Raw genomic sequence first — 16300 nt, 5'->3', positions numbered from 1 at the left:
CCGCCTTTCCAAATGAGAGGCGGCAGAAATCGCTTGGATTGGAACCTGGTCAATCGGGCCTGCAATCATGTATAATATTTTGCTTGTATCCAGAGTTATCTTCTGCTTGATCATATTTTTTTATCTTTAAGAACAAACAGTGATAGGTTGCTTTCACACCTAATTCATTTCGATATTCTTTGTCGTATATGTTGATTAACTCTCGAAAAAAGGAAGGGCGCTGGCAGTAGTTTTCTTTGTTGCTGTTAGCCGCACCAATCTTTTTAATTGAAGTGAAAAATTCACGTACTGTCTGAAAGTACTCCAGTTCAAACTCTTCCATTTTTGTTATCTCGATTGGAACTGCTGTTGAAAAAGAGATTGCTTCTTCACAAACTTTGGATAATTCTTCTAGAGAATAAAACACTTGACCTGGTGAACTATCAATGGCTAGCTGAAGCTTGTCCTTCGCCTGTTCATATGACATATGAAGCTCTTGAAAGGTATCTATTCCGAACGTTGAAAATGTGAGGCTTCCTTCAGCCGTTAATCGTGTAAACAGTTTTTCAAGGGTTGCAGGAAGATCATTCAGCCATTGAAACGTTGCATTGGAAATAATCAAGTCGTAATGTTCATTAAGCGCCATTTCTTCGATATCCGTACATAAAAATGTAACACGTTCTTCATCTGTCATTCCTTTCGCCACTTCGACCATTCCTTGTGCCAAATCAACAGCCGTAATAGCAGCATTAGGGAATATTTTGACGAGTAACCTGGTTAAGTAACCAGTTCCGCAGCCAATTTCAAGAATATTGGTTACATGGTTGGTGTTTATTTCAGGAAGAAAATCCACTAATTGTTTTGCCATGTTTTTTTGAACATTGGCATACGCGTCATATGTTTTCGCATGTTCACTGAACCGCTTACTTAACAATCGCTTATCAATCATGAGTGTACTCCTTTTGAATAAATGTTTTTATCTGCTGCATACATTCCTGTGGTCTTGTGAAAAACGGAGTATGGCCAGCGCCTTCGATAATATGAAACTCGGCTTTCCCACCGAGGTTTTCTTTAATGAAAGATGAGGCTTCGAGTGGGCAAATGTTGTCTTCCCTCCCATGAAGCAGTAAAAAGGGGGCTTCAATCCTGTTGAGGCTTGCTCTAGCATCTTTCTGAAGTAAATAATTCAAGCCAATAAGAAGCGAAAACACATCATCTCCATAAAACTCGCTTTGAATGGTCTTGATGAATTGATGATATAAACCTTCTTCTTTTTCAGCTTTGGAAAACATCGCTTCATAGAAAGAAGCCAAAGTCTTCTCTTTATTGCGTTGTAGCTGTTTCTTCATGCGCTCGATCATTCGTGGATCCCAGCCAAATGAATAATTCTCTCCTGTTATAAACCGACTTGTTGCACCAAAAAGGATAAAACCTTTTATTTTTTCTCGATACGAACTTGCAAGTTCAAGTGATACTAGTGATCCTAATGACCAGCTCAGTATATAAACTGGACCATCGATGGAAGCGATTGTGTCTATGACTCTTTCTTCAAAGTCATTTAGTGCTTTCATATCTCTCCATTCTATAAATGAAAGGTGGAATACATCTGCCAGCGGTTTGATTAACGGTTCAAACGCGCCTTTTTCCATTCCCCACCCAGGAAGCATGACTAAATTCGGCTGTTTCATTCAATAACACCCATTTCCTTTCCAATGATTGAAATCTTTTCAACTGCCCAATCAAGCTCTTTTTTATCGTGGAGAGCTGTTACGGTAAACCGGATTCTCGCCTCATTTTCAGGAACGGTCGGCGGCCTGACAGCAATAGCTGCAATGGCTTCTTTCTGTAAACGTGCGGCAAATTCCATCGCTTTTTCGTTTTCCCCGATGACGATAGGAACAATTTGTGATCGGCTTCCGCAAATATTAAACCCGTTATATGTGAGTTCTTCTCTAAAATGTTCTGAATGTGTTTGGAGCAGTGAGCGGCGTTCTGGTTCTTGCTGTACAAGTTCAATCGCTGTTTTTATGGCACCGAGAATGGCCGGGGGAAGTGCAGTTGAATAAATGAATCCGCGCATGCGATTTTTTAAATAGTCGATTAGCCATTTCTTTCCGACGACATAGGCACCGAATGAACCGAGCGCTTTACTGAATGTTCCCATTTGGATATCTATTTTATTTTGAAGTTGGAGATGACCGGCATAACCTTCACCGTTTTTACCGTAGATGCCGCTTCCGTGCGCTTCATCTGTCATTAACATTGCGTTATAACGTTCCTTTAACCGAACGAGGTCTTCGAGATAAGCAAAGTCACCGTCCATGCTGAAGACAGTATCCGTCACGATTAATTTACGTGCTTCAATTGGTGCTTTTTTCAAAAATGCTTCTAAATGATCTAAATCATTATGACGATAGCGTATATGCTTTGCACGGCTTAAAAGAGCTCCATCGACAATGCTTGCATGATTCAATTTATCGCTATAAATAATATCGTTTCGGGACAGCAGGGTGGATATTATTCCAAGGTTCGCGTTATATCCACTGTTGATAATGAGTCCCGCCTCGGCTTTCTTCCAATCGGCAAGAGCTTGTTCGGCTTGCTCATAAAGGGGATGATTGCCAATAATTAAACGTGAAGCCGTTGCTCCTGCACCATATGTATGTACTGCATCCACCATCGCCTTTTTCAGCCGATCATCCCCTGCATATCCTAAATAGTTATTAGAAGCTAGATTCAGCATCCTGCACCCATTGATCATAAGCCATGCCTGCTCGGCGAATGCCGTCGATACGAGTTCACGCTTTTGCGATATCTCTTCTAAATAAGCCAGTTCCTTCTTTATTTTTTCTTCCCAACAAGGTAATTGTTTTTCACTGAGCATGCCCATTCTCCTTTTTATATGTTAACTAAAATAAAAACAGGTTAACATATAAAATATTCTAATCATGACCCAATGAAACTGTCAAGCCTTGAAAAAGGACTGATAATAAATTAAAAATCCAATCTGGGAGTAATCAAAGGTCAAAAAAAGACACAAATCAAAAGCGTGCGGTTGGTTATTTGAACCAAGTCGAGAAACATGAAACTAACATAAAAATAAATTTTGGGTGAAGGAGGCTAATGATGTTTGAATGGGCAGCGGCTTTGTTAAGCTAATGTATAAAAGAGCTTAGTGAAAATTAGTCCCATTTGTATGTATTAAGCCCGTTCATTGAAGATAATCTAACTTCCAAGGTAGTCTTTTTGTTAAACCTTCAAATCTTTGAAGGATTAAATGGAATTCCATGTTACTATAGAGCAGTGAAATTACCGAATTCACATTAACCATTACATAAAGGAAGGGTAATAAATATGAAAAAGATTTCTTTAGATGTTTTCTTTATCTTAATAGGAGCTTTTATTTTCGCTTTGGCAATAAATCTTTTCGTCATTCCCAATGAACTTGGTGAGGGGGGAGTCACGGGGATAACCATCATTTTATTTTATCTTTTTGAATGGTCACCAGGGCTGTTAAGTTTGATCATTAACGCTTTCCTGCTGATCGTCGGTTATAAATATTTGTCGAAAATGACAACGGTATATACAATCATAGCCGTTGCATTTAATTCACTTTTCCTTCATTTAACCGAAAGTTGGACGATTTCTTCAGATGAATTGGTTATCAATGCGATATTTGGCGGAGTTTTTGCCGGTGCAGGAATTGGCATGATCATTCGTGTCGGAGGCACTACTGCCGGTACGACGATTCTGGCCCGAATTACGAATAAGTATTTGGGATGGAGCTTAAGCTATGGACTTCTGTTTTTCGATTTGATCGTTGCGTTCTCCTCTTATTTCATCATTGGTGCAGAAGGCCTGATGCTCACTATCCTTATGCTTTATATTGGAACAAAAACGATGGAATTCATCATTGAGGGATTGAACCCGAAAAAAGCGATTACCATCATTTCAAATGAAGCGGACCAGATTGCAAAACAAGTAACCGAATTGATGGACCGGGGGGTCACTGTTTTTAGCGGTCATGGATACTATACAAAGGCATCCAAGGATATTTTATATATCGTTATAAGTAAGCAAGAGGTACTAAAGTTAAAGAGAATAGTGCAGTCGACGGATAGCAATGCTTTTATAGCGATACATGATGTTAGGGACGTATTTGGTGAAGGATTCCTGGATATCTCGAAGTCCTGATGCGATTTGTGAGGCGGATATGGTATATGCGAATGAAAAGGCCTAATAGGCTTTTTTATTTTGCAATGCGAAAAATCTGTAAATTCCTAATATTTTGTTATATTATGTAAGTAAGAAACCACACACCCTGAGGAGTGCAGCCATTAAATGTGGAGGTGTCCAAGATGATCCTTTTAAAAGTGGATGACAGAAAGTTCGGAAAAAGCAAGATCAAGTACAGTGTCGTTGATAAGGAAACGAATGAATTGATCATTAGCGGTGTGTTTAAAGAATTTGGACAAGCAAGCGATAAATATTATGAATTGAAGGATGAATACGGTTCATCCAATGTGAAGATGATATTGAAGTGAAAAGAGGGGAACCGACGGGTTTCCCTTTTTTCGTAGGCAATGCCATGAATGAAAATGCCCGTACAATAAATAATCGGATAAAGGAATAATCATAGGTTTCTGAATCATATAATTAGGTTAAGAGAGTTCTTGATATCCTTTTTTTACAATATACTACAATTTTATTGTAAAGTATGGAATTTGGTGGTAATATAAAGCGCATAAATGTAAACGTTTGCAAAAATTTCTGTGAGGAGGTGATGTAAAAGAAGTACGATAGACCATGATCTTTATAGAATGAAAGGCTTTTATTTTACTATTTTATGCAAACGTTTTCTTAAAATTGCATGAATCTTATGAAAAAGGGAGAGTCGGTAGGCATGAAGCGTAAAAAATGGTACGGGGGAATTCTTACTGTTTTATTAGTTTTTAGTGTGATTTTGGCTGGATGCTCCTCTTCAACTGGTGGAAATAGCGACTCAAAGGATGTCGTGACGCTGGATATATTTCAATTCAAGGTAGAATTCAAGTCGCAATTCGAGTCATTGGCAAAACAATACGAAAAAGAGAATCCAGATGTAAAGATCAAGGTATCGACGGTTGGCGGCGGAAATGATTATAAATCAGCCATTACGGCAAAGTTCGCTTCAGGTGAGGAGCCGGCGGTCTTTAACATTGGCGGACCGGTGGATGTTGAACAATATAAAGATAGATTAACGGATTTAAAGGATACGAAGGCTGCTGCTGCAGCACTTGATGGCACTTTGGATGGCGTGGAAGAGGACGGGCAAGTCCTTGGACTTCCATTTAACCAGGAAGGATACGGCTTGATTTATAACAAGCGGATATTTAAAGAAGCCGGAATTAATCCTGATGAAATTACAAGTTATGAAGCCTTAGAGGCGGCAGTCAAGAAAATGGATTCGCAAAAAGACAAATTGAAAATCGATGCAGTTTTCGCTTATCCGGTCAAAGAGAAGTGGGTGACAGGAAACCATTTATCCAATGTTTTCTTAGCACCGGAGTTTGATGGGAATGTGTTAGAGGCAAGTAAGGCTCCAACGGTTAAATTCACGGATGGTGACAAGTTTAAACAAATGGTCGATATCCAAAATAAATATTCCGTCCAGCCGACAGCAAGTCTCGATTACTCCCAACAAGTGGAAGAGCTGTTCTCACTTGAAAAGGTTGCGATCATTCAGCAAGGCAACTGGGTGTATAACACAGTATATGATATGGACCCTGAGTTAGCTGAAAAGGGAATTGGCATCATCCCGATTCCAAATGGAGACTCTGCAGGCATGCCGGTCGGCGTACCGAACTATTGGGCAGTGAACAAGAAATCGGATGAAAAGGTACAAGAAGCAGCGAAGAAGTTCCTCGACTGGATGTATACATCCGAGGAAGGGAAAAAGGCCGTTTTGGAAGACTTTAAATTCATTCCTGCATATGAAGGATATGATGTCGAAAAAATTGCCGATCCAATTTCAAAAGAAATTTATAAATACTCCCAAGAAGGAAACACGATTGGCTGGGTGTTTAATGGATATCCGGTTGGTTGGAACGATGATCTTGGGGCAAGTGTCCAAAAATACGTAACCGGTAAATTGACTTGGGAGGAACTTGTCCAACAGAACATTGAAAATTGGGAGAAGATTCATAGCAAATAAGTATTGGGAAATGCAAGTGACCGATCGGCATGAAAACTGTGCCGATTGGTTGTTCCTTGTTATAGAAAAGTCACCTAGGGAAATTGCCTCGACAAGGGATTCATCAAATAACCCAGTCATGATCTAAAACCATTAACTATTAAATCATTTCAAGGAGGTCGGTTTCGTTGAGAAATCGGGATGCCGCATATTGGCTGTTTTTGACACCTGTTCTTGCTGCACTCATTTTGGTTGTGATCGTGCCACTCATCTACGGATTTTATTATTCCTTTACGAATTGGAACGGTTTAGGGACGCCGGATTTCATCGGTCTTAAGAATTATATGGACTTGTTTACGGATAAAGGGTTCCTTGATACATTTTGGTTCACCATTAAATTTTCCGTAGCGGCAATTGTGGTAATCAATATCATCGGATTAAGTTTGGCTCTCATCGTGACTTCGAAAATTAAATCAAGCAACATATTGCGGACGGTTTTCTTTATGCCCAATTTAATAGGCGGTTTGATTCTGGGCTTTATTTGGCAGTTCATTTTTATTAAGGTCTTCGGTGCGATTGGTGATTTGACTGGGATCGAAGCATTTAATGGATGGTTATCAACGACTGATACAGGTTTTTGGGGATTGATCATTTTAACATCATGGCAAATGGCCGGATATATCATGATCATTTATATTGCCTATTTGCAGGCTGTACCTGAAGACTTGATCGAAGCGGCAAAAATTGATGGAGCTAACAGCTTCCAGCGTTTTCGCCATATAACTTTTCCACTAGTGGCACCCGCTTTTACCGTCAGTTTGTTTTTGACGCTTTCCCACTCGTTCAAGATCTATGATCAAAATCTTTCTTTGACGAATGGAGCTCCCTATAATTCAACTGAAATGGTTGCGATGAACATTGTAAAATCGGCCTTCACCGAAAACGATATGGCATATGCACAGGCAAAAGCCGTTATCTTTTTCGTGATCGTGGCGGTTGTTTCGCTGACACAGGTCTATTTCAATAAAAAACGGGAGGTTGAGCTGTGATGAGGGGAAAATGGAAATTGTGGCTGATTGGATTCATCGGATTCATTTTGGCCGTATTATGGCTCACTCCGTTTTATTTAATGCTTGTAAATGCTTTCAAAATGAAACGGGATATATTTGCCGATACGCTGGGACTGCCTGAAACCTGGACATTCGAAAACTTCATTCAAGCTTTCGAGCAATTGGATTTCCTCCGGACTTTATTCAATTCCTTATTGATATCGGGCGTCAGTGTAGTCATCATCATCATTTTTTCTGCGATGGCAGCATACGCCCTTTCCCGAAACAAAAGTAAAATAAGTTCCCTGCTTTTCTTCGTGTTTGTAGCAGCCATGCTAATTCCGTTTCAGTCTGTGATGATACCGCTCGTTGCCCAATTCGGACAGCTAGGGATGTTGAACAAGGCCGGACTGATTTTCATGTATTTAGGTTTTGGCTGCAGTCTTTCCATATTCTTATATCATGGTACCTTAAAAGGGATTCCCATCTCACTTGATGAGGCAGCAAAGATTGATGGTGCTAACCGGTTTCAGGTATTTTGGTATATCATCTTTCCATTATTAAAACCGATGTCGATTACAGTTGGCATCTTAAATGTCATTTGGATATGGAATGACTATTTGCTGCCATCCCTTGTTATTGGCGGAGCGGGATCGGAGACCATTCCGCTTAAATTATTCTTCTTTTTCGGTCAATATACGAAGCAATGGCATCTTGCCTTGGCTGGACTTACTTTATCCATCATTCCAGTCATCATTGCGTACTTTTTTGCTCAGAGGCAAATTATCAAAGGAATTGCAGATGGAGCCGTTAAATAACTATTTAAATATAGGGAATATTAAACCATGTGCGGTGAACGGGGAGTGTTGATGAATTTGTCTGTTACTATTAAAGACGTTGCCAAAAAAGCGAATGTCGCACCATCAACGGTATCGCGTGTAATCCATAACAGCCCGACAATCAGTGAAAAGACAAAGCGTAAAGTACGCAAGGTATTAAAGGAAATGGGCTATCATATGAATGAAAATGCCCGGAACTTAGTCACGAAGTCAACTAAGGCTATTGGGATCGTCATGAAAAGTTCGGCAAGGGAATCACTTTATAATCCCTTTTTTCCAGAAGTGATCCGAGGCATCGGCGATTTCTGTAATAAAGAAGGGTACAGTCTTTCTCTGACAACCGGGGAGACGGAGGATGCCATCTTTGAGGATGTCGTGAAGATGGTTCAGGGCAGAAGAGTTGATGGGATGATTGTTTTGTATTCTAAAAAGGACGATAAAGTGGTGCCATACTTATTAAAGCAGGGCTTCCCGTTCGTTTTGATAGGGAAGCCAAGCACGAACATGAGCGGTATCACATTCATTGATAACGATAATGTTCAAGCGGCCAGGGAAGTATCGGAGTTTGTAATCAGTCTTGGACATGAGCGAATTGCCTTTTTAGGAGGCAGTCCCGAGTTTGAGGTGATCCAGGACCGCTTGACAGGCTTTCAACAAGCGATGGAACAGGCCGGGTTGGATGTACGGCAGGAATATATCAAATTGATTCCTTTAAATCGAACGGATGGAATAAAGGCGATTGACGAATTGCTGGAATTGAAAGAGGCACCAACCGCTTTTTTGGTTATGGATCTTTTATTGGGTGTTCTCTTGCTTGGAGTGTTGGCTGAAAAGAACTTGAAAGTGCCACAGCAAATAAGCGTCGTCTGTTTTAACCACTCGGAATTCATAGAATTTTTAAGTACGCCGCTGACAACGGTTGATATCCATACGTATCAGTTAGGGTATGAGGCGGCAAAATGCGTGTTCGATCTAATTGCAAATCCGGAAATGATGGAAAAGAGTATCAGCATTCCTACCAAAATCATAAAACGGGAGTCGCATTTTGGTGCCGAAAAGGAAATTAAAAGAAAAATGTAGAAATGTTTTACCAATTAAGGCTTGATTTTTGCTAACATAAATTTACAATATAGATTATCACTATTATTTTTGAAAATTCATACTTTAAAGGGATAAAGTGTGTTCTTATATTTTGATCTACTCTAACGCAAACGTTTGCGTTATGAATAAAGAGGTAATAGTTAAACATGCAAAGCAAGTTGCCGTGAAATGAATCTTGAATGGAGGAGGTTGTTCATGAGAGTCCTGGTATGGAATGAGTTTCGCCACGAGAAAACAAAGCCTGAAGTAGCAAAAGTATATCCGGATGGTATCCATGGTGCAATTGCCGGCTTTTTACAAAGCGGGCAGGTCGAGGTGAGAACCGCCACTCTCGATGAAGAAGAGCATGGATTAACCGAAGAAGCACTGAAACAAACCGATGTACTTCTTTGGTGGGGGCATGTTGCACATGATGAAGTTCAGGATGAAATCATTGCAAGGGTTCACAAGCGAGTACTCGAGGGAATGGGACTCATCGTCCTCCATTCCGGTCATTTTTCAAAGATCTTCAAACGATTAATGGGCACGACTTGCGATTTGAAATGGCGGGTGGCGGATGAAAGGGAACGGCTCTGGGTTGTCGAACCAAGTCATCCTATCGTTGATGGAATCGGAGAATATATAGAGCTAGAAAAGGAAGAGATGTACGGGGAACATTTTGATATTCCTGCTCCAGATCAATTGATATTCGTCAGTTGGTTTGAAGGCGGGGAGGTATTTAGAAGCGGTTGCACGTATCAGCGGGGAAAAGGGAGGATTTTCTATTTCCGTCCAGGTCATGAAACATATCCTACCTACCATAATCCCGAGATTCAACGAGTGATTAAGAATGCCGTTAATTGGGTCAAGCCGGAATTTGGAATCGTAACGAACTACGGGAAAGCCGAACCGTTGGAATCCATCTCAGGCAAAGAGCTGAAGTGAAGGAGAGAACAAAATGGGCAAAGTGAAGGTAGGAGTCATTGGATGCGGGAGTATTGCAAAAAACAGGCATTTTCCGGAGTATGCTGCACATCAGGAAACGGAGATCATTGCCGTTTGTGATATTGTACCGGACCGGGCGAATGCAGCGGCACAAAGGTATGGCGCGCAAGCATATACTGATTATATAGAACTTTTGAAGAATGAGGAGATTGAAGCGATCAGTGTATGTACCCCGAATTACCTGCATGCACGCATCACAATTGCGGCCTTGGAAGCTGGTAAGCATGTCCTTTGTGAGAAACCAATGGCTACTTCTTTAGTAGACGCTGAAAAAATGAATGCAGCAGCATCGAAAAGCGGCAAAATACTAATGATTGGTCATAATCAGCGTTTTGTTCCCTCTCATCAAAAAGCGAAGCAGCTTATCGATAGCGGGGAGGTAGGGAAGGTCTATAGCTTCCGTACGGCTTTTGGACATTCCGGGCCGGAAACCTGGAGCGTGGACGGACGGGAAAGCTGGTTTTTTAAAAAGGATCAGGCAGTCATTGGTGCAATGGGCGATTTAGGCGTTCATAAAGCTGATTTATTAAGGTATATCCTTGGAGAAGAATTTGTTGAAGTGGGAGCCTTTGTGGAAACGACTGCCAAGAAAAATACAGACGTTGATGACAGTGCGGCCTGTATCCTCCGGACGGAGAGCGGAATCATCGGAACGCTTACCGCCAGCTGGTCTTATGCAAAAGAAGACAATGCTACGGTCATTTATGCGGAAAAAGCGGTATTGCGCCTTGAAGACGATCCGAAATACTCACTGATCATCCATCATGATAATGGAAAGACAGAAACCATCCAATTAGGAAGCATCCAGACTAATGACTCAGAAGGACAGCATGATTCCGAAGTGATCAGCCACTTTGTAAAATGTGTGGTGGACAATGAGGAGCCACTTGTCTCAGGAGTTGAAGGATTAAAATCATTAAAAGTCATTCTTGGCGCGATGGAATCAAATGCATCCCGAAAAATCATCCGCTTATAAAGGGGTTAAAAGTCATCATGTACAAATTAAAAATGGGTATTATCGGTGCTGGCGGAATTGCCCAAAAAAGGCATATCCCAGCTTTTCAAAAATTTCAAGATAAAGTGGTTTTATACGCCATTCAGGATATAGATGAAATGAAGGCGCGAGAAGTGGCGCGTGAATTTCATATCGAGAAGGTTTTCACCAATTATGAAGAAATGTTTGCTGAAGTGGATGCTGTTACGATTGCAACGCCAAACAAGTTCCATGCGGAGATTTCCATTGCTGCTCTGCAAGCGGGTGTACATGTGTTATGCGAAAAGCCAATGGCCATTACAACTGAGGAATGTTTAGCAATAACCGAGGCTGCAAATATATCGGGTAAAGTTTTATCGACCGCTTATCATTACCGCTTCATGAAGGAAGCCCAGGCTGCAAAGAAAATGATTCAGGCGGGTGAAATCGGTGAACCATATGTAGCGCGTGTACAGGCAATCAGACGACGAAAAGTCCCTGGCTGGGGAGTGTTTACAAGCAAGGAATTGCAAGGCGGGGGAAGTGTGATCGATTACGGCTGCCATTTGCTTGATTTGGCTTTATGGCTGATGGATGACCCAGAACCGATTGAAATCGTAGGTTCGACATATAATTATGTCAGTAAGGGTGTCGATCAAGTCAATTTGTGGGGGAATTTCGATGCCTCTGTATTTGAAGTGGATGACCATGCCACGGCATATATCAAATTTGCCAACGGAGCATCTTTATTATTCGAAACATCTTGGGCCGCTAATATACGTGAAGAAGCAACTGTTTTAAGTTTATCCGGAACGCAGGGCGGACTTGATGTGTTCCCGCTGGTCTTGAACCAGGCTAAGCACGGCATGCTTTTAAATAGTGAGGCCGTATGGATGCCAGGTGAGGATACACCAGACCTTCAGCAGGCAGAGAACTTTATTAATAGCTGTCTGGGGCTGGCAGAACCATTGGTGAAACCATCGGAAGCCATGAAAGTTTCGAAAATAATCGAAGCCATTTATCAAAGCTCGGCAAGTGGGAAGGTCATGAGCATAAATTAATGAAAAGGTGAGGTGGGGCTTGTGAAATTAGGGATTTTTACAGTGCTATTTGCTCAAAAATCATTCGAAGATATGCTTGATTATGTCGCAGATTCCGGATTAAAAACAGTTGAAATCGGTACAGGCGGGTATCCAGGCAATATCCACTGTCCGCTCGATGAACTGCTGGAAAGTGAAGAAAAACGCCAAAAATACCTCGAAGACGTTCAAACAAGAGGACTAACGATCAGTGCATTCAGCTGCCACGGCAATCCAATCTCTCCAGATGAAGCATTCGCTAAAGAAAGTGATGAAACACTGATTAAAACAATCAAGCTTGCATCCTTACTGAACGTCCCGGTAGTCAATACCTTTTCTGGTACAGCCGGTGATCACGAAGGAGCCAAATATCCAAACTGGCCTGTCGCCCCATGGCCGAATGAATATACAGATGTGCTGAAATGGCAATGGGAAGAAAAATTGATCCCCTATTGGAAAAAAGCAGCTGCCATTGCCGATGAGCACAATATAAAAATCGGACTTGAACTGCATGGGGGCTTTCTCGTCCACACACCCTACACCTTGTTAAAACTACGGGAAGCTACATCTGATGCAATAGGCGCCAACCTTGACCCAAGCCATCTTTGGTGGCAGGGCATCGAACCAGTCGGGGCCATCAAAATCCTAGGGAAAGCGGGAGCAATCTACCACTTCCACGCAAAAGACACATACTTGGATCAGGATAACATCAATATGTATGGTTTAACCGACATGCAGCCATATGGAAATATTCAGAGCCGTGCCTGGAACTTTCGCTCTGTAGGTTGCGGCCACAGCCTGCAAGAATGGTCCGACATCATGAGCGCCCTTCGCACATACGGTTACGATTACGTCGTCAGCATCGAACATGAAGATCCGCTGATGTCAGTTGAAGAAGGATTCCAACGGGCTGTTACCAATCTGAAAACTGTACTCATCAACGAAAGCCCAACTGATTTATGGTGGGTATAATTTGTAGACCATAACGAGCAGCCTGTTGCAGGTTGCTTTTTATTTTGGCCCTTACTCTTGAAAAAGTGAATCTCACGAGTAAAAGCGTGGAACTCACCAGTAAAAGTGCAACTCACGATGGCTGTATCCAAGGGGATAACTGGTTTTAAAAAATAATAAATCAAGTTGACAGTCACCCTACTGCGTGTTACAGCATACCTTGTAGTAAGTAACACTTGATACCGACAGCACTGAATAGTGAAGTGGCAAAAATATTTTTAAGAAAAAGTTGACACCCCTGCTACTCGGTGTTACTGTTTAGGTGTAATAAGTAATACTAAATAGCGTGATTTCCCAAAAGCTATTCAGTAAAAATTCCCCTCAGAACTAAGTTTTACTTAATTTAAGTCACAAAATAGAGGAGGCGCTGAACATGGAAAATTTAACTGAAATGCTGAAGGGTTCGCTGGAAGGCTGCGTGCTGGAAATCATCAGCCGCCATGAAACCTATGGGTACGAGATTACCCGCCGCCTGAACGAGCTTGGGTTTACTGAAGTCGTGGAAGGGACGGTCTACACCATCCTCGTGCGATTAGAAAAGAAAAAACTGGTGAACATAGAGAAGAAACCGTCAGATATGGGGCCTCCCCGCAAGTTTTACTCACTTAATGAAGCTGGCCGCCAGGAACTTGAATTGTTTTGGGAAAAATGGGATTTTGTATCGTCGAAAATCAACGTCTTAAAGTCAATCTAGCTTCATAAGATATTCCGTACGATATTTTTGGAGTGTCTTGTTCAGCTGTAGAAAAGAGGAGGAAAAATAACATGATGGAATTGTTCAAAAAAATGATGGGTGATAAAAAAGAGTATAAAATGATGATGGCACGGGTTGAAGCCCTGCCAGAGGACTACCAGTTTGTATTTAAGAAAATTCAAAACTACATGTGGAATTTCTCGGCGGGCAACGGGATGGATATGCTGCACATGCAGTATGAATTAATCGATTTGTTCGAAGCCGGTGCGGCGGAAGGCAGACAAGTGCTGGAAATCACTGGGGACGACGTGGCGTCCTTTGCCGACGAACTAGTGGCAAATGCAAAAACCTATTTCGCCAAGTATCGTGAAGATTTGAATGAAAGTATCATGAAGCGGTTGGGGAAAAATAAATTCAATAAATAATTCCGACTGAATAGCTGGTTACAAATGTGAAATGCCACCTACGCTATTCAGTTATATTTTAACCCGGTAATAAGTTATACTGATTATCAGTCTGACTAAATAGAGGAGTATAGGCAATATAGTTCCGCAGGGCGCTCGGAAGGATAATTAGGGTTCTTACAAGCGGCTTTGCTGCGCAATTAAAAGGAGGAAAAAAGTATGAGCAATGCAGCGATTTCTGTAAAAGGGTTAATAAAAAACTTTAAAGACAATGAAGTCTTAAAGGGGGTGGATTTTGAGGTACGGCGTGGCGAAATTTTCGCACTGCTGGGCTCAAATGGAGCGGGCAAGACGACGACGGTCAACATCCTCTCGACCCTGATGAAGGCCGATGGCGGCAAAGTCGGTATTTGCGGCTTTGACGTCCAGCGTCAACCGGATCATGTTCGCCAGAGCATCAGCCTGACAGGGCAGTTTGCAGCTTTAGACGGCATGCTTACCGGGCGGGAAAACCTGCTGATGATCGCCAAGTTGCGGGGAGTTTCCAATCCCGCTCAAGTCGCCGACAATCTGCTTGCGAGATTCAGCCTGACCGATGCGGCCAACCGTCGGGCGGATAAATATTCCGGCGGGATGAAGCGCCGGCTTGACATTGCCATGAGCCTGATTGGGACGCCAGCAATCATTTTTCTCGACGAACCGACGACAGGGCTTGACCCCGAAGCGCGGATTGAAGTCTGGGATACCGTCAAGGAGCTTGCCGGCGGCGGCACGACAATCTTGCTGACGACCCAGTACCTGGAGGAAGCCGAACAACTGGCGGATCGTATCGCCATCCTGCATGGCGGAAAAGTCATCTCGACCGGGACCCTTACCGAACTCAAGGAGATGTTCCCGCCAGCGAAAGTGGAGTACATCGAGAAGCAGCCGACATTGGAGGAAATTTTCCTCGCGATCATCGGCAAAAAGGAGGAGATGTAAATGAATAGCAAAACAGGGGTATTACTAGGGCGTTTAATGCGCAATATCATGCGCAGCCCGGATACAATTATCACGGTTGCGATAACGCCGATTATGATGATGCTGCTGTTTGTCTACGTGTTTGGTGGCGCCATAGAGGCAGGCACGGACAACTACGTCAATTATTTATTGCCGGGAATATTGCTGATGGCTATCGCATCCGGCGTGGCTTACACCTCCGTGCGGCTGTTTACGGATGTAAAGAGCGGGCTGATGGCGCGTTTCATTACCATGCCCATCAAGCGCTCGTCGGTATTGTGGGCTCATGTGTTGACCTCGCTTGTATCCAATGCGCTTACTGTCGTCGTGGTGATCCTCGTCGCGTTCTTGATGGGCTTCCGTTCCAGCGCTGATATCATGGATTGGCTCGCAGTAGCTGGAATACTCGGGCTGTTTACGTTGGCGCTGACATGGCTGGCGGTCATTCCTGGATTGACAGCGGGTTCAATGGAAGGGGCGACAGCCTACTCGTACCCGCTGATTTTCCTCCCATTTATCAGTTCGGCCTTTGTCCCCACCGAAACCATGCCTAAAATTGTCCGTGCGTTCGCTGAGAACCAGCCAGTGACTTCAATCGTGAATGCGATTCGTGCCTTCTTGTATGAAGAGTCAGTTGGCAACGATATCTGGATCGCGCTTGCCTGGTGCGTCGGCATCATGGTCATCGCTTACTTCTTCGCCAGTAAAGTATTTAAACGCCAGTTAGGGTAAGTACAGATTAGCCATATCAATAGTCAGCCGTTGCGATGAATGCATTTGCTATCACATGGAAGGCTGCTTAAATGCCGGGGCAACCATCGATGAAATCATGGAAACCTTTAAAATTGGTGTGATTGGTGGCGGCCGCTTATCCCAACATGAGATTTGCCATTGGAAGAATTTACAGCGAACGAGTAGTGGTCTTTCGCAGAAGGAGGAATTAAAAGAATAAAGCCCATAGATGTAATTGACAGGAAAAGAGTAGATTCAGAAACAAAACAGCTTTGGTTATCAAT

At 42.5% G+C, this 16300-nt stretch carries 18 protein-coding genes; 15 read left to right on the top strand and 3 right to left on the bottom strand.

All coding sequences use genetic code 11. From position 1 onward, the window contains the following. Positions 1 to 49: 49 nt before the first annotated feature. Genes bioC through bioF form a run of 3 tightly spaced genes read right to left on the bottom strand, consistent with a single transcriptional unit; the run spans position 50 to position 2863 of the window. Entirely contained in the window at positions 50 to 928 is an 879-nt protein-coding gene (gene bioC, locus ACFRAK_RS10775) for a malonyl-ACP O-methyltransferase BioC (RefSeq protein ID WP_394571726.1), read from the bottom strand. After that, complete coding sequence (locus tag ACFRAK_RS10770) at positions 921 to 1667, bottom strand: alpha/beta fold hydrolase (RefSeq protein WP_387601742.1); 747 nt, start codon at positions 1665 to 1667, stop codon at positions 921 to 923. The genes bioC and ACFRAK_RS10770 overlap by 8 nt, the downstream gene beginning before the upstream one ends. Further along, positions 1664 to 2863 carry an 8-amino-7-oxononanoate synthase gene (bioF, locus tag ACFRAK_RS10765; protein WP_394571725.1) on the bottom strand — a complete coding sequence of 400 codons (1200 nt, stop codon included), beginning with the start codon at positions 2861 to 2863 and terminating at the stop codon, positions 1664 to 1666. The genes ACFRAK_RS10770 and bioF overlap by 4 nt, the downstream gene beginning before the upstream one ends. Positions 2864 to 3333: 470 nt before the next feature. Here bioF and ACFRAK_RS10760 point away from each other — a divergent pair, with 470 nt between their 5' ends. From ACFRAK_RS10760 to ACFRAK_RS10690, 15 genes are all read left to right on the top strand, one after another. After that, the gene (locus ACFRAK_RS10760) at positions 3334 to 4173 is read left to right on the top strand and encodes a YitT family protein (RefSeq protein WP_192207686.1); all 840 of its coding nucleotides are present in this window, start codon (positions 3334 to 3336) and stop codon (positions 4171 to 4173) included. 164 nt (positions 4174 to 4337) lie between these two features. Beyond that, positions 4338 to 4523, top strand: coding sequence for a hypothetical protein (locus tag ACFRAK_RS10755; protein ID WP_192207687.1), 186 nt, complete (start codon positions 4338 to 4340; stop codon positions 4521 to 4523). A gap of 359 nt (positions 4524 to 4882) precedes the next feature. Continuing rightward, complete coding sequence (locus ACFRAK_RS10750) at positions 4883 to 6172, top strand: ABC transporter substrate-binding protein (protein ID WP_387705284.1); 1290 nt, start codon at positions 4883 to 4885, stop codon at positions 6170 to 6172. Positions 6173 to 6339: 167 nt separating this feature from the next. After that, positions 6340 to 7200, top strand: coding sequence for a carbohydrate ABC transporter permease (locus tag ACFRAK_RS10745; RefSeq protein WP_076370709.1), 861 nt, complete (start codon positions 6340 to 6342; stop codon positions 7198 to 7200). Continuing rightward, positions 7200 to 8018 (top strand): carbohydrate ABC transporter permease, encoded by an 819-nt coding sequence (locus ACFRAK_RS10740; RefSeq protein WP_192207690.1) that lies wholly within the window; start codon positions 7200 to 7202, stop codon positions 8016 to 8018. The genes ACFRAK_RS10745 and ACFRAK_RS10740 overlap by 1 nt, the downstream gene beginning before the upstream one ends. Before the next feature lie 57 nt (positions 8019 to 8075). Then, entirely contained in the window at positions 8076 to 9119 is a 1044-nt protein-coding gene (locus tag ACFRAK_RS10735) for a LacI family DNA-binding transcriptional regulator (protein ID WP_387705300.1), read from the top strand. Between the two features lie 216 nt (positions 9120 to 9335). Then, the gene (locus tag ACFRAK_RS10730; RefSeq protein WP_260286504.1) at positions 9336 to 10064 is read left to right on the top strand and encodes a ThuA domain-containing protein; all 729 of its coding nucleotides are present in this window, start codon (positions 9336 to 9338) and stop codon (positions 10062 to 10064) included. A gap of 13 nt (positions 10065 to 10077) precedes the next feature. Beyond that, entirely contained in the window at positions 10078 to 11100 is a 1023-nt protein-coding gene (locus ACFRAK_RS10725) for a Gfo/Idh/MocA family protein (RefSeq protein WP_387601755.1), read from the top strand. Between the two features lie 17 nt (positions 11101 to 11117). Beyond that, positions 11118 to 12158 (top strand): Gfo/Idh/MocA family protein, encoded by a 1041-nt coding sequence (locus tag ACFRAK_RS10720; RefSeq protein ID WP_034305944.1) that lies wholly within the window; start codon positions 11118 to 11120, stop codon positions 12156 to 12158. Positions 12159 to 12179: 21 nt separating this feature from the next. Continuing rightward, positions 12180 to 13148, top strand: a complete 969-nt coding sequence (locus ACFRAK_RS10715; protein WP_387601758.1) for a sugar phosphate isomerase/epimerase family protein — start codon at positions 12180 to 12182, stop codon at positions 13146 to 13148. 412 nt (positions 13149 to 13560) lie between these two features. After that, complete coding sequence (locus ACFRAK_RS10710; protein WP_033796096.1) at positions 13561 to 13881, top strand: PadR family transcriptional regulator; 321 nt, start codon at positions 13561 to 13563, stop codon at positions 13879 to 13881. Positions 13882 to 13952: 71 nt separating this feature from the next. Further along, complete coding sequence (locus ACFRAK_RS10705) at positions 13953 to 14306, top strand: DUF1048 domain-containing protein (RefSeq protein ID WP_260286508.1); 354 nt, start codon at positions 13953 to 13955, stop codon at positions 14304 to 14306. 198 nt (positions 14307 to 14504) lie between these two features. Beyond that, positions 14505 to 15266, top strand: a complete 762-nt coding sequence (locus ACFRAK_RS10700) for an ABC transporter ATP-binding protein (RefSeq protein WP_387601763.1) — start codon at positions 14505 to 14507, stop codon at positions 15264 to 15266. After that, complete coding sequence (locus tag ACFRAK_RS10695; RefSeq protein ID WP_394571724.1) at positions 15267 to 16016, top strand: ABC transporter permease; 750 nt, start codon at positions 15267 to 15269, stop codon at positions 16014 to 16016. Between the two features lie 13 nt (positions 16017 to 16029). After that, a complete protein-coding gene (locus ACFRAK_RS10690; protein ID WP_394571745.1) occupies positions 16030 to 16236 on the top strand; it encodes a carboxymuconolactone decarboxylase family protein in 207 nt (68 codons plus the stop codon). Positions 16237 to 16300: the final 64 nt, after the last annotated feature.

This window comes from Peribacillus sp. NPDC056705, assembly GCF_043656335.1.
This window is presented reverse-complemented; position numbering and strand designations above follow the sequence as displayed.

What these genes read in the sequence shown, in the direction of transcription:
- bioC (WP_394571726.1), bottom strand. Translation starts at nt 928, where the DNA reads ATGATTGATAAGCGATTGTTAAGTAAGCGGTTCAGTGAACATGCGAAA.
- ACFRAK_RS10770 (WP_387601742.1), bottom strand. Translation starts at nt 1,667, where the DNA reads ATGAAACAGCCGAATTTAGTCATGCTTCCTGGGTGGGGAATGGAAAAA.
- bioF (WP_394571725.1), bottom strand. Translation starts at nt 2,863, where the DNA reads ATGCTCAGTGAAAAACAATTACCTTGTTGGGAAGAAAAAATAAAGAAG.
- ACFRAK_RS10760 (WP_192207686.1), top strand. Translation starts at nt 3,334, where the DNA reads ATGAAAAAGATTTCTTTAGATGTTTTCTTTATCTTAATAGGAGCTTTT.
- ACFRAK_RS10755 (WP_192207687.1), top strand. Translation starts at nt 4,338, where the DNA reads ATGATCCTTTTAAAAGTGGATGACAGAAAGTTCGGAAAAAGCAAGATC.
- ACFRAK_RS10750 (WP_387705284.1), top strand. Translation starts at nt 4,883, where the DNA reads ATGAAGCGTAAAAAATGGTACGGGGGAATTCTTACTGTTTTATTAGTT.
- ACFRAK_RS10740 (WP_192207690.1), top strand. Translation starts at nt 7,200, where the DNA reads ATGAGGGGAAAATGGAAATTGTGGCTGATTGGATTCATCGGATTCATT.
- ACFRAK_RS10730 (WP_260286504.1), top strand. Translation starts at nt 9,336, where the DNA reads ATGAGAGTCCTGGTATGGAATGAGTTTCGCCACGAGAAAACAAAGCCT.
- ACFRAK_RS10725 (WP_387601755.1), top strand. Translation starts at nt 10,078, where the DNA reads ATGGGCAAAGTGAAGGTAGGAGTCATTGGATGCGGGAGTATTGCAAAA.
- ACFRAK_RS10720 (WP_034305944.1), top strand. Translation starts at nt 11,118, where the DNA reads ATGTACAAATTAAAAATGGGTATTATCGGTGCTGGCGGAATTGCCCAA.
- ACFRAK_RS10710 (WP_033796096.1), top strand. Translation starts at nt 13,561, where the DNA reads ATGGAAAATTTAACTGAAATGCTGAAGGGTTCGCTGGAAGGCTGCGTG.
- ACFRAK_RS10705 (WP_260286508.1), top strand. Translation starts at nt 13,953, where the DNA reads ATGATGGAATTGTTCAAAAAAATGATGGGTGATAAAAAAGAGTATAAA.
- ACFRAK_RS10700 (WP_387601763.1), top strand. Translation starts at nt 14,505, where the DNA reads ATGAGCAATGCAGCGATTTCTGTAAAAGGGTTAATAAAAAACTTTAAA.
- ACFRAK_RS10695 (WP_394571724.1), top strand. Translation starts at nt 15,267, where the DNA reads ATGAATAGCAAAACAGGGGTATTACTAGGGCGTTTAATGCGCAATATC.